Below are 12,240 nucleotides of genomic sequence, written 5' to 3' on the forward strand. Positions count from 1 at the left end.
AAGAAGATGTCTGTTGCACAATTAAGTAAGCGCGATTTAATTTTATTTGATCTAGATGGAACACTAGTTGATTCTGCTGCTGATTTATATAGATCAATGAATTTAAGTTTACAAGAATTAAAATGGCCTTTAATAACAGAAGCCCAGATCCGAGCATGGGTAGGTAAGGGAGTGTCTAAACTCTGTGAAAGTGTTCTGCTTCATATTTTTGGAAAATTAGATGCTGAACAGCATAAAGTCCTCTTGCAGAAGTTTGTTGACATATACCGTGCTGAACTTTGTGTGAATACTCAAATTTATCCTGGTGTAACTGAGTTTTTAAAGCATTGTAAAACTTTGAATATACATATGGCATGTGTTACCAATAAGCCTGTGCAACTTGCTCAAGGGTTACTTGATGCATTAGAACTTTCTTCTTATTTTCAAGTTGTACTTGGAGGCGATAGTTTGCCCGAGAGAAAGCCACATCCATTGCCTTTATTGCATTGCATGCAAAGTCTAAAAATATCTGCGTCACAATCATTAATGATTGGCGATTCAAGCAATGATATTGAGGCTGCGCGTCGTGCGGGAATTGATTGTATTGTGGTTAGCTATGGCTATAATCATGGAGAAAATATCTATGATTGCAAACCTCAGCAAGTGGTTGATAGTTTGGCTGAGTTAATTATCTAATGAGTGAAATGGAGATCAGCATGAATAAGCGTATGGTTTTTCGATGGCGTGTCTAAATCGAAACTAGAAAACACACTTTTAAATCGAAACCATATTAGAGAAAAATTCATGACTACTTTAGCGCAATTCGAACAGCTTAAAGCATCAGGTTACAACACTATTCCAGTTTATCGTCAACGTTTGGCAGATACGGAAACACCTTTATCTGTTTTTGCTCGTTTTAAGGAGCAAAAACAAGCTTATTTATTTGAATCGGTTGAGGGTGGTGAAAACTGGGCGCGTTACTCCATGATTGGTTTGGGTGAATCGACAGTTTTTTCATGTAATGCTGGCGTTTTATCTATACAGCATGCTGATGGTTCGATCACACAAGAAGATTGTCTAGATCCATTTGAATATATTCGTGAATTCCAGAAGCAATTTACAGTTCCACCAGCTGAGATTTTACCAGACTTACCAAGTTTTACTGGTGGGCTGGTTGGTTATTTAGGCTATGATGCAGTTCGCTACATAGAGCCACGTTTAAAAAATGTTCCTGCGGCTGATCCAATCACATTGCCGGATTTATGGTTAATGCTATCAAAAACGGTCATTGTCTTTGATAACCTTAAAGATACTCTGTTTTTAATTGTTCATGCCGATACAGCACAGCCAAATGCTTATGAAGATGCGCAGCAAAAGTTAGATCAATTGGAACAGTTGTTGGCTACACCAGTTAGTTTGCAGGCTAAGCCACATACACCCCCACATTTTGAATCGATTACGGGTAAAGCGAAATTCTTAGAGACCATAGAAAAGGTTAAAGAATACATCCGTGCGGGCGATGTTATGCAGGTTGTTCCTGGTCAACGTATGGTTTCCGACTTTGATGGGGAGGCCTTACAGGTTTACCGTGCTTTACGTCATTTAAACCCTTCGCCCTATTTGTTCTTAGTACAAGGTCAAACAATTACGGATCAAAAACCATTCCATATTGTAGGGTCATCACCTGAAATTCTCTCTCGTCTTGAAAATGGTATTGCGACAGTTCGCCCGTTGGCTGGTACGAGACCACGCGGAAAAACTAAAGAAGAAGATATCGCTTTAGAAAAAGACTTACTCTCTGATGAGAAAGAAATCGCAGAGCATTTAATGTTGATTGACCTTGGTCGAAATGATGTTGGGCGAGTTTCTAAAATTGGTAAGGTCAAAGTGACTGATCAGATGGTCATTGAGCGCTATTCGCATGTCATGCACATCGTTTCAAATGTACAAGGTGAAGTGCGTGATGATATCGATGCACTAGATGTATTTAAGGCAACTTTTCCAGCAGGTACTTTGTCTGGCGCACCAAAAATTCGTGCAATGGAAATTATTGACGAAGTAGAGCCTGTGAAAAGAGGTGTTTTTGGTGGGGCAGTGGGATATTTAGGATGGCATGGTGAAATGGATATGTCGATTGCAATCCGTACGTGTGTAATCCGTGATAAAAAAGTGTATGTGCAGGCTGGAGCGGGCTTAGTTGCTGACTCAAATCCTGAATCGGAATGGAATGAAACCCAAATAAAAGCTCGCGCAGTGATCAAAGCGGTTGAATTATCATCAAACGGATTGATTTTATGAGTTTTTAGCAGTTTTTTTAAAAAAACTGCTTGCATCGTTTGGAAGTTTTGCTAAACTGCACACCGTTCCGATACGAAACGTACGAAACACTAAGAAGCGCCGGCATAGCTCAGTTGGTAGAGCAACTGACTTGTAATCAGTAGGTCCACAGTTCGAATCCGTGTGCCGGCACCATTTAAAGTGTGAAGTTGTTAAGTGTAGGATAACACTGAAATAAGTGTGATATGGTGAGATTCCCGAGCGGTCAAAGGGGGCGGACTGTAACTCCGCTACGAAAGTTTCGAAGGTTCGAATCCTTCTCTCACCACCATTAACTTCGATTGAAGTGCTAAGTATACCAGCATCGTGCGGGAGTAGCTCAGTTGGTAGAGCGGCAGCCTTCCAAGCTGCATGTCGCGAGTTCGACCCTCGTCTCCCGCTCCATCGAAGGATAATCGCTCTTATAGCTCAGTGGTAGAGCACTCCCTTGGTAAGGGAGAGGTCTCGAGTTCAAATCTCGATAAGAGCTCCAGATACAGTTTAGTAGATTTTCTACAAAGATTTAAAAAGCAGGCTTATTAGTCTGCTTTTCAAGTATTGGGTGTTTGATTTTTTAGGCGATATGTCGATGCTGAGTCTTGCTCAGAATTGTGTTCGACGTAAACGAGGACTATAAACATGGCTAAGGCTAAGTTTGAACGTAATAAGCCACACGTAAACGTGGGCACAATTGGTCACGTTGACCATGGTAAAACAACTTTAACTGCTGCGATTGCAACTATTTGTGCAAAAACTTACGGCGGTGAAGCGAAAGATTACTCACAAATCGACTCAGCACCTGAAGAAAAAGCACGTGGTATTACAATTAATACTTCACACGTAGAATACGATTCTCCAATCCGTCACTACGCTCACGTAGACTGCCCGGGCCACGCCGATTATGTTAAAAACATGATTACTGGTGCTGCTCAGATGGACGGCGCGATCCTTGTATGTGCTGCGACTGATGGTCCAATGCCACAAACTCGTGAACACATCCTTCTTTCTCGTCAGGTTGGTGTACCTTACATCATCGTATTCTTGAACAAGTGTGACCTTGTTGATGATGAAGAATTACTTGAATTAGTAGAAATGGAAGTTCGTGAACTTCTTTCTACTTATGACTTCCCAGGTGATGACACTCCTGTTATCCGTGGTTCAGCTCTTGCTGCTCTTAACGGTGATGCTGGTCAATATGGCGAGTCTTCAGTTCTTGCTCTTGTTGAAGCGCTTGACTCTTACATTCCAGAACCAGAACGTGCTATCGACAAAGCATTCTTAATGCCAATCGAAGACGTATTCTCAATTTCTGGTCGTGGTACTGTAGTAACAGGCCGTGTAGAAGCTGGTATCGTTAAAGTTGGTGAAGAAGTAGAGATCGTTGGTATTAAAGATACAGTTAAAACAACTGTAACTGGCGTAGAAATGTTCCGTAAACTTCTTGACGAAGGTCGTGCAGGCGAGAACTGTGGTGTTCTTTTACGTGGTACTAAGCGTGAAGACGTACAACGTGGTCAAGTACTTGCTAAACCAGGTACAATCAAGCCGCACACTAAATTCGATGCAGAAGTATACGTACTTTCTAAAGAAGAAGGTGGTCGTCATACTCCATTCCTTAACGGTTACCGTCCACAGTTCTACTTCCGTACAACTGACGTAACTGGCGCAATCCAATTACAAGACGGCGTTGAAATGGTTATGCCAGGTGACAACGTTGAAATGTCAGTAGAATTAATCCACCCAATCGCAATGGACCCAGGTCTACGTTTTGCGATCCGTGAAGGTGGTCGTACTGTAGGTGCTGGTGTTGTTGCGAAAGTAACTGCATAAGCATAATATAGTGACGGATTACGTCTCAGGTTGAGGGCTTTGGCTCTCAACTTGCATTATAGGTCAGTAGTTCAATTGGTAGAGCGTCGGTCTCCAAAACCGAATGTTGGGGGTTCGAGTCCCTCCTGACCTGCCATATTTTGAAATAAAAAGCTTGATGCTGGCTTAGTTGTTCATATAATAAGTCGCGAGTTCTACGACGAGTACAAAAATGTCGAATGATAAATCGCGTGACGCATTGAGCGACGCGCCAATTCCTCAAAGAAATAATTCTGCTGAAGTTGTTCGTTCTGGTTCGCCTCTAGATATTGTTCTATGGGTGATTGCAATTGCATTCTTGCTTTTAGCTACTATGGTGAATCAGTATTTACCAGCGTATTGGGCGCCTGCAAATAATATTTGGGTGCGCGTTGGGGCAATTTTTGCTTGTATCGTTGTGGCTTTAGGTTTATTATACGCCACCCATCAAGGTAAAGGCTTCGTTCGTTTGCTAAAAGATGCACGAGTCGAATTGCGTCGAGTAACTTGGCCAACAAAACAAGAAACAGTCACTACATCGTGGCAGGTTCTATTGGTTGTAGTTGTTGCATCATTGGTTTTATGGTGTTTTGACTATGGTTTGGGTTGGTTAATTAAGTTGATTATCGGGTAAAAGAGCTATGAAACGTTGGTACATTATTCATGCCTACTCTGGCTATGAAAAACAAGTGTTGCGTTCGCTTACAGAACGAATCCAGCGTAGCGCTGTTGCTGATAGCTTTGGTGATGTCCTTGTTCCTACCGAAGAAGTGGTAGAAATGAAGGATGGTAAGAAACGTAAATCTGAGCGTAAATTCTTTCCTGGCTATGTATTAGTCGAAATGGAGATGAATGATGATACTTGGCATATCGTTAAAGAATGTCCAAAGGTTCTAGGTTTCATTGGTGGTACACCTGAAAAACCAGCACCCATCACTCAGCGCGAAGCAGATGCGATTCTTGCGCGTGTACGTAATACAGGTGAAGCACCACGTCCTAAGACGATGTTTGAGCCTGGTGAAGAATTACTTGTTATTGACGGTCCATTCACAGACTTTAAAGGTGTGGTGGAAGAAGTTCAATACGAAAAGTCACGTTTAACGTTGACGATTAATGTATTTAATCGACCAACTCAGGTTGAACTCGAATTTCGCCAAGTCGAAAAAACGATTTAATCTTAATTGGTTGAAAATCGCCCGATTTTATCGGGCATTGTTGTTGTAACAGTAGTGTTGCGTAAAGATTGGGGAGCCTAGCGGCGTTCGTACCCAGAGGTATTTTAAAATGGCTAAGAAGATTGACGGCTATATCAAGCTGCAAGTTCCAGCTGGTAAAGCAAATCCATCTCCACCAATTGGTCCTGCATTAGGTCAACGTGGTGTAAACATCATGGCATTCTGTAAAGAATTCAATGCTGCTACACAAAAAGTTGAACCAGGTCTTCCAATTCCTGTAGTGATTACTGTGTACAACGACAAGTCGTTCACATTCATCATGAAAACTCCTCCAGCTTCTATTCTTCTTAAGAAAGCTGCTGGTATCCAAAAGGGTTCATCTGTACCAAACAAAACTAAAGTTGGTAAGTTGACTCGTGCTCAGTTAGAAGAAATTGCGACTACTAAAGAACCAGATTTAACTGGTGCTGATTTAGACGCACGTGTACGTACCATTGCTGGTTCTGCGCGTTCTATGGGCTTGGAAGTGGAGCTATAAGACATGGCAAAGTTAACTAAACGTCAAAAAGCCATTGCTGCTGCTGTTGAAGCAAACAAAGTTTACACTTTGGAAGAAGCAGTGCAAGTTCTTAACAGCCTACCTGCTGCAAAGTTCAAAGAATCTTTGGATGTAGCTGTAAATCTTGGTGTAGACCCACGTAAATCTGATCAGGTTGTTCGTGGTGCAACTACATTACCTGCAGGTACTGGTAAAACTGTACGTGTAGCTGTATTTGCTCAAGGCGCGCAAGCAGAAGCTGCTAAAGAAGCTGGTGCTGATGTTGTAGGTTTTGATGACCTTGCTGAAAGCATCCAAGGTGGAAACCTTGACTTTGATGTTGTAATCGCTGCTCCTGACGCTATGCGTGTTGTTGGTAAGCTCGGTACAATTCTTGGTCCACGTGGTTTAATGCCAAACCCTAAAGTTGGTACTGTAACTCCTGACGTAGCGAATGCTGTTAAAAACGCTAAATCTGGTCAGGCTCGTTACCGTGTAGACAAAGCGGGTATTATCCATGCTGCGATCGGTCAATTAGGCTTTGAAGCTGCTGCTATCCGTCAAAACGTTGAAACCTTAGTTGCTGACTTGAAAAAGTTAAAACCTGCAACTTCTAAAGGTGTATACATCAAAAAGATCACTTTGAGCTCAACTATGGGTCCTGGTCTTACTGTTGATGTAAGCAACGTTTCTAACTAAGTTTAAAACTTGGTCAAGAATTTTAAAGTCCTGATTGAGGGCAGGGTATAAAAATCATAGGTTTTTATACCCATTCAAAGTATTGCTTTGTTTCCTCACTCATCAGGCGGACTTTGAATTGATAAATGTAAATTTATCAGCGTCAAAGACCACAGGCGAAGAGACTTCTTTTGAATATCTTCTTAATAGCCCAGCCTGCGTAGACGCGGTGGTGTGATTTATTCCTCCTCCGCGTGCAAGTCAAATCTTTATTGACTTGCGAATTGGGAGTGTACTTTTTTGAGTACATAAATCACCGTTAGGAGGTTTTACAATGGCTCTTCTTATTGAAAGCAAAAAACAGATCGTTGCTGAAGTGGCTCAAACTGCTTCTACAGCGTTCGCTGCCGTTGTTGCTGACTATCAAGGTTTAACCGTTGAGCAATTAACTACTCTTCGTGTTGAAGCTCGTAAACTAGGTGTTGCTACACGTGTTGTACGTAACACTTTGGCTAAACGTGCTCTTCAAGATACGCAATTTGCAATCTTGAATGACAACCTTGTTGGCCCAACAATCTTAGCATTCTCAACTTCTGAAGACGATATGGGTGCAGCTGCACGCTTGTTTGAAGAATTTGCTAAAACTAACAAAGCATTTGAATTAAAAGCTGCTGCATTTGACGGCAAACTTTATCAAGGTGCTGATGTTAGCGTTATCGCAAACCTTCCAAACCAAGAAAAAGCGCTTACTATGCTCGCATCTGTTCTTCAAGCTCCTATTTCGAAATTGGGTCGCTTACTTACAGCGCTTCAAGAGAAAAACGAGTCAGAAGCTGCTTAAGCTTAAATCTACTTCCACACCATTCAATACCCATTTGGAGTTAATCTCATGGCTTTAACAAACGAAGAAATCCTAAACGCAGTTGCTGAAAAAACTGTTCTTGAACTTGTTGAACTTATTTCTGCTTTTGAAGAAAAATTCAACGTATCTGCTGCTGCTGTAGCTGTAGCTGCTGCTCCTGCTGCTGCTGCTGCTGAAGAACAATCTGAATTCAACGTTGAGTTGACTTCTTTTGGTGCTAACAAAGTAGCTGTAATTAAAGCAGTTCGTGAAGCAACTGGCCTTGGTCTTAAAGAAGCTAAAGACCTAGTTGAAGGTGCTCCACAAGTTCTTAAAGAAGGCGTTTCTAAAGAAGAAGGCGAAGAACTTAAGAAGAAACTTGAAGAAGCTGGTGCTACAGTTACACTTAAGTAATTGTAAAAGGAGTCGGTTTTTAAATCGGCTCCATAAAATGGCTGATGGCTCTTGGGTCATCAGCCTTTTTGCGTTACAATAATCGGCTCGATTTTTGTTTGTTCTGTACAATAACTGTTATATTTCAGAAGAATCAAAGTAATTTCAAATGCTTACCAATATTTTTCTTTTTAAAAAATATTGTTAAGCGTTTTAATACCACTAAAAATTGCAGCATTTGTAAACAGTGGTGGCCATATCGGCCTGTGTAATTCCTTCTGAGCCCGTTCTGCAGGCGGGCTTGGTTTACTTTCCGAGGACTCCAGATGGCATACTCATATACCGAAAAGAAACGGATCCGTAAGAATTTTGGTAAATTGCCCCAAGTAATGGAAGCACCGTACTTACTTTCGATTCAGGTCGATTCGTATAGAACGTTCTTGCAAGGTGGCAAATCTCCAAAAAACCGCGAAGATATCGGTCTCCAAGCCGCATTTCGTTCAGTTTTTCCTATAGAAAGTTATTCTGGCAATGCTGCTTTAGAATTTGTTGAGTATAGCCTTGGTAAGCCTGAGTTTGATGTGCGTGAATGTATTTTACGTGGTTCGACTTATGCGGCACCAATGCGCGTAAAAATTCGTTTGATTATTAAAGATCGCGAAACTAAATCTATTAAAGACGTACGTGAACAAGAAGTCTACATGGGTGAAATGCCACTTATGACAGACAATGGTACCTTTGTTATCAATGGTACTGAGCGTGTAATTGTATCTCAATTACATCGTTCACCTGGTGTGTTCTTCGATCACGATAAAGGCAAAACACATTCAAGTGGTAAAGTACTTTATTCTGCACGTATTATTCCTTACCGTGGTTCATGGTTAGATTTCGAATTTGATGCTAAAGATTTAGTTTATGTACGTATTGACCGTCGTCGTAAATTATTAGCAACTGTTGTGTTGCGTGCATTGGGTTATAACAATGAACAAATCTTGAATTTGTTCTATGAGAAAGTGCCTGTATATCTTGATATGGGTAGCTATCAAATTGACCTCGTTCCGGATCGTCTGCGTGGCGAAATGGCGCAATTTGATATTGCTGACAATGACGGTAAAATCATTGTTGAACAAGGTAAACGTATTAATGCACGTCACGTACGTCAAATGGAAGCTTCTGGTTTAGCTAAGCTATCAGTTCCTGATGAGTACTTGTATGAGCGTATCACTGCTGAAGATATTACTTTACGTAATGGTGATGTGATTGCTGCAAATACATTGTTAAGCCATGAAGTTATGGTGAAACTGGCAGAAGGCGGCGTTAAACAATTCAATATCTTGTTTACGAACGATATTGACCGTGGTTCATTTGTTGCTGACTCATTACGTGCTGACACAACATCTGGTCGTGAAGAAGCATTAGTTGAAATCTATAAAGTAATGCGTCCAGGCGAGCCACCAACAAAAGAAGCTGCTGAAAACTTATTTAATAACTTATTCTTCTCTTCTGAACGTTATGACTTATCTCCAGTAGGTCGTATGAAGTTCAACCGTCGTTTGGGTCGCCCATACGAAGTTGGTACTGACCAGAAGTCACGTGAAGTAGAAGGTATTTTATCGCACGAAGATATCATCGATGTATTACGTACATTAGTTGAAATCCGTAACGGTAAAGGTGAAGTCGACGATATCGATCACTTGGGTAACCGTCGTGTACGTTCTGTTGGTGAAATGACTGAAAACCAATTCCGTGTTGGTTTAGTTCGTGTTGAACGTGCTGTTAAAGAACGTTTAAGCCAAGCAGAAACAGATAATTTGTCTCCGCAAGATCTCATTAACGCAAAACCAGTTGCAGCTGCAATCAAAGAATTCTTTGGTTCAAGCCAATTGTCTCAGTTTATGGATCAAAACAACCCATTATCTGAAATTACACATAAACGTCGTGTTTCAGCGCTTGGGCCTGGTGGTTTAACGCGTGAACGTGCGGGCTTTGAAGTACGTGACGTACATCAAACTCACTATGGTCGTGTATGTCCAATTGAAACGCCTGAAGGTCCAAACATTGGTTTGATCAACTCGCTTTCTGTTTATGCAAAAGCAAATGATTTTGGTTTCTTGGAAACACCTTACCGTAAAGTGGTAGATGGTCGAGTAACTGATGCTGTTGAATACCTTTCTGCTATTGAAGAAGTAGGTACTGTTATTGCACAGGCCGATTCTGCTGTAGATAAAGATGGTAACTTAACAGAAGAGTTTGTTTCTGTTCGTCATCAAGGTGAATTCGTACGTATTCCACCTGAAAAAGTGACGCATATGGATGTATCTGCACAGCAGGTTGTATCTGTAGCTGCATCGCTTATTCCATTCCTTGAACACGATGACGCGAACCGTGCATTAATGGGTTCAAACATGCAACGTCAGGCGGTTCCTACTCTACGTGCGGATAAACCGCTTGTAGGTACAGGTATGGAAGCGAACGTAGCACGTGACTCTGGTGTATGTGTGATCGCAAACCGTGGTGGTGCGATTGAATATGTAGATGCTTCTCGTATCGTTATTCGTGTAAACGAAGATGAAATGATTGCAGGTGAGGCTGGTGTAGATATTTACAACCTCATTAAATATACACGTTCTAACCAAAACACTTGTATTAACCAAAATATTATCGTGAATTTGGGCGACAAAGTTGCTCGCGGTGACATTTTGGCAGACGGTCCGTCAACAGATATGGGTGAGCTTGCGCTTGGTCAAAACATGCGTGTAGCGTTCATGACGTGGAATGGTTACAACTACGAAGACTCGATCTTGTTATCTGAGCGTGTACTTCAAGAAGACCGTTTAACTTCAATTCATATTCAAGAATTATCATGTGTAGCACGTGATACTAAGTTAGGTGCAGAAGAAATTACTGCCGATATTCCTAACGTAGGTGAAGCTGCACTTTCTAAACTTGATGAATCAGGTATCGTTTATATCGGTGCTGAAGTTACTGCTGGTGACATCCTTGTTGGTAAAGTAACGCCTAAAGGTGAAACTCAGTTAACTCCTGAAGAAAAATTGCTTCGTGCAATCTTCGGTGAGAAAGCAGCTGACGTTAAAGACTCATCTTTACGTGTTCCATCTGGTACTAAAGGTACAGTTATCGATGTTCAAGTCTTCACTCGTGATGGCTTAGAGAAAGATGATCGTGCGTTAGCAATTGAAAAAGCACAGCTTGACTCTTACCGTAAAGACTTGAAAGAAGAATACAAGATCTTTGAAGAAGCAGCTCGTGAGCGTGTAATTCGTTTGCTTAAAGGCCAAGAATCTAACGGTGGTGGTTCGACTAAACGTGGCGACAAACTTGTTGAAGATATGTTGTCTGGTTTAGAGCTTGTTGACTTACTTGAAATCCAACCTACAGACGAAGCAATTGCTGAACGTTTATCTCAAATTCAAGTGTTCTTGAAAGAGAAGAGCGCAGAAATTGATGAGAAGTTTGCAGAGAAGAAACGTAAGCTTTCGACTGGTGATGAGTTAACAACAGGCGTTCTGAAAGTTGTTAAAGTTTACCTAGCAGTTAAACGTCGCATTCAGCCTGGTGATAAAATGGCTGGTCGTCACGGTAACAAAGGTGTTGTATCTAACATTTTACCTGTTGAAGACATGCCACACGATGCGAACGGTGTACCAGTAGATATCGTATTGAACCCATTGGGTGTACCATCTCGTATGAACGTGGGTCAGATTCTTGAGACTCACTTGGGTATGGCGGCTAAAGGGCTTGGCGATAAAATCGAAAAAATGTTGAAAGAACAGCGTACAGTTTTAGAACTTCGTGAATTCTTAGACAAGATTTATAACAAAGTTGGTGGCGAGCAAGAAGATCTTGATAGCTTAACTGATGCTGAAGTTTTAGCTCTTTCTGGCAACTTACGTGCTGGTGTGCCTTTAGCTACTCCTGTATTTGATGGTGCTGAAGAAAGCCAAATTAAAGACTTACTTGAATTAGCTGACATTTCACGTACTGGTCAAACAGTATTGTTTGATGGTCGTACGGGTGAACAGTTTGATCGTCCTGTAACTGTAGGTTACATGTACATGCTCAAATTGAACCACTTGGTTGATGACAAAATGCATGCGCGTTCAACTGGTTCTTACTCACTTGTTACACAACAACCGCTTGGTGGTAAAGCACAGTTCGGTGGTCAGCGTTTCGGTGAGATGGAGGTCTGGGCACTTGAAGCTTACGGCGCAGCATATACTCTTCAAGAGATGTTAACTGTTAAGTCGGATGACGTTGAAGGTCGTACACGCATCTATAAGAATATTGTAGATGGTAACCATTATATGGATCCGGGTATGCCTGAATCGTTCAACGTATTGACCAAAGAGATCCGTTCTTTAGGTATCAACATTGAACTGAAAAATGGTGACTAAGTCGTAAGGCTCACGATTTTTTAGGAAAAAACAATATTTGTGACCCAGTCGGGTAAG

At 41.4% G+C, this 12,240-nt stretch carries 10 protein-coding genes and 5 tRNA genes; all 15 read left to right on the top strand.

Translation table 11 applies throughout. The features are described 5' to 3' along the window. Window positions 1-6 precede the first annotated feature (6 nt). The 15 genes from F886_RS03905 (at window position 7) to rpoB (ending at window position 12,183) form a co-directional block, all read left to right on the top strand. The gene (locus F886_RS03905) at window positions 7-675 is read left to right on the top strand and encodes a phosphoglycolate phosphatase (protein ID WP_005301721.1); all 669 of its coding nucleotides are present in this window, start codon (window positions 7-9) and stop codon (window positions 673-675) included. 108 nt (window positions 676-783) lie between these two features. Beyond that, window positions 784-2,277, top strand: coding sequence for an anthranilate synthase component I (gene trpE, locus F886_RS03910; protein ID WP_005301723.1), 1,494 nt, complete (start codon window positions 784-786; stop codon window positions 2,275-2,277). Window positions 2,278-2,375: 98 nt separating this feature from the next. Beyond that, window positions 2,376-2,451, top strand: a tRNA-Thr gene (locus F886_RS03915). Window positions 2,452-2,503: 52 nt separating this feature from the next. Further along, window positions 2,504-2,587, top strand: a tRNA-Tyr gene (locus tag F886_RS03920). A gap of 37 nt (window positions 2,588-2,624) precedes the next feature. Further along, window positions 2,625-2,700, top strand: a tRNA-Gly gene (locus tag F886_RS03925). Window positions 2,701-2,713: 13 nt separating this feature from the next. Next, a tRNA-Thr gene (locus F886_RS03930) sits at window positions 2,714-2,788 on the top strand. A gap of 146 nt (window positions 2,789-2,934) precedes the next feature. Further along, window positions 2,935-4,125: an elongation factor Tu gene (tuf, locus tag F886_RS03935; RefSeq protein ID WP_004794160.1), complete on the top strand. Its 1,191-nt coding sequence runs from the start codon at window positions 2,935-2,937 to the stop codon at window positions 4,123-4,125. A 60-nt stretch (window positions 4,126-4,185) separates the two neighbouring features. Beyond that, window positions 4,186-4,261, top strand: a tRNA-Trp gene (locus F886_RS03940). Between the two features lie 75 nt (window positions 4,262-4,336). Further along, window positions 4,337-4,777: a preprotein translocase subunit SecE gene (gene secE, locus F886_RS03945; RefSeq protein ID WP_004795106.1), complete on the top strand. Its 441-nt coding sequence runs from the start codon at window positions 4,337-4,339 to the stop codon at window positions 4,775-4,777. A gap of 7 nt (window positions 4,778-4,784) precedes the next feature. Beyond that, window positions 4,785-5,318 (top strand): transcription termination/antitermination protein NusG, encoded by a 534-nt coding sequence (nusG, locus tag F886_RS03950; RefSeq protein ID WP_003654499.1) that lies wholly within the window; start codon window positions 4,785-4,787, stop codon window positions 5,316-5,318. 109 nt (window positions 5,319-5,427) lie between these two features. Beyond that, entirely contained in the window at window positions 5,428-5,856 is a 429-nt protein-coding gene (gene rplK, locus F886_RS03955) for a 50S ribosomal protein L11 (protein WP_001074682.1), read from the top strand. Window positions 5,857-5,859: 3 nt separating this feature from the next. Continuing rightward, entirely contained in the window at window positions 5,860-6,555 is a 696-nt protein-coding gene (gene rplA, locus F886_RS03960; RefSeq protein ID WP_005301727.1) for a 50S ribosomal protein L1, read from the top strand. Between the two features lie 313 nt (window positions 6,556-6,868). Next, entirely contained in the window at window positions 6,869-7,375 is a 507-nt protein-coding gene (gene rplJ, locus F886_RS03965; protein ID WP_004699170.1) for a 50S ribosomal protein L10, read from the top strand. A gap of 48 nt (window positions 7,376-7,423) precedes the next feature. After that, window positions 7,424-7,789 (top strand): 50S ribosomal protein L7/L12, encoded by a 366-nt coding sequence (gene rplL, locus F886_RS03970; protein ID WP_005037257.1) that lies wholly within the window; start codon window positions 7,424-7,426, stop codon window positions 7,787-7,789. Between the two features lie 305 nt (window positions 7,790-8,094). Then, window positions 8,095-12,183: a DNA-directed RNA polymerase subunit beta gene (gene rpoB, locus F886_RS03975; protein ID WP_005301734.1), complete on the top strand. Its 4,089-nt coding sequence runs from the start codon at window positions 8,095-8,097 to the stop codon at window positions 12,181-12,183. Window positions 12,184-12,240: the final 57 nt, after the last annotated feature.

Origin of the sequence: Acinetobacter sp. NIPH 542 (genome assembly GCF_000369825.1) — a bacterium.
Lineage (GTDB): Bacteria > Pseudomonadota > Gammaproteobacteria > Pseudomonadales > Moraxellaceae > Acinetobacter > Acinetobacter oleivorans.

Excerpts from the sequence above, each read along its gene's own strand:
- F886_RS03905 (WP_005301721.1), top strand. The coding sequence starts at position 7 with ATGTCTGTTGCACAATTAAGTAAGCGCGATTTAATTTTATTTGATCTA.
- trpE (WP_005301723.1), top strand. The coding sequence starts at position 784 with ATGACTACTTTAGCGCAATTCGAACAGCTTAAAGCATCAGGTTACAAC.
- tuf (WP_004794160.1), top strand. The coding sequence starts at position 2,935 with ATGGCTAAGGCTAAGTTTGAACGTAATAAGCCACACGTAAACGTGGGC.
- secE (WP_004795106.1), top strand. The coding sequence starts at position 4,337 with ATGTCGAATGATAAATCGCGTGACGCATTGAGCGACGCGCCAATTCCT.
- nusG (WP_003654499.1), top strand. The coding sequence starts at position 4,785 with ATGAAACGTTGGTACATTATTCATGCCTACTCTGGCTATGAAAAACAA.
- rplK (WP_001074682.1), top strand. The coding sequence starts at position 5,428 with ATGGCTAAGAAGATTGACGGCTATATCAAGCTGCAAGTTCCAGCTGGT.
- rplA (WP_005301727.1), top strand. The coding sequence starts at position 5,860 with ATGGCAAAGTTAACTAAACGTCAAAAAGCCATTGCTGCTGCTGTTGAA.
- rplJ (WP_004699170.1), top strand. The coding sequence starts at position 6,869 with ATGGCTCTTCTTATTGAAAGCAAAAAACAGATCGTTGCTGAAGTGGCT.
- rplL (WP_005037257.1), top strand. The coding sequence starts at position 7,424 with ATGGCTTTAACAAACGAAGAAATCCTAAACGCAGTTGCTGAAAAAACT.
- rpoB (WP_005301734.1), top strand. The coding sequence starts at position 8,095 with ATGGCATACTCATATACCGAAAAGAAACGGATCCGTAAGAATTTTGGT.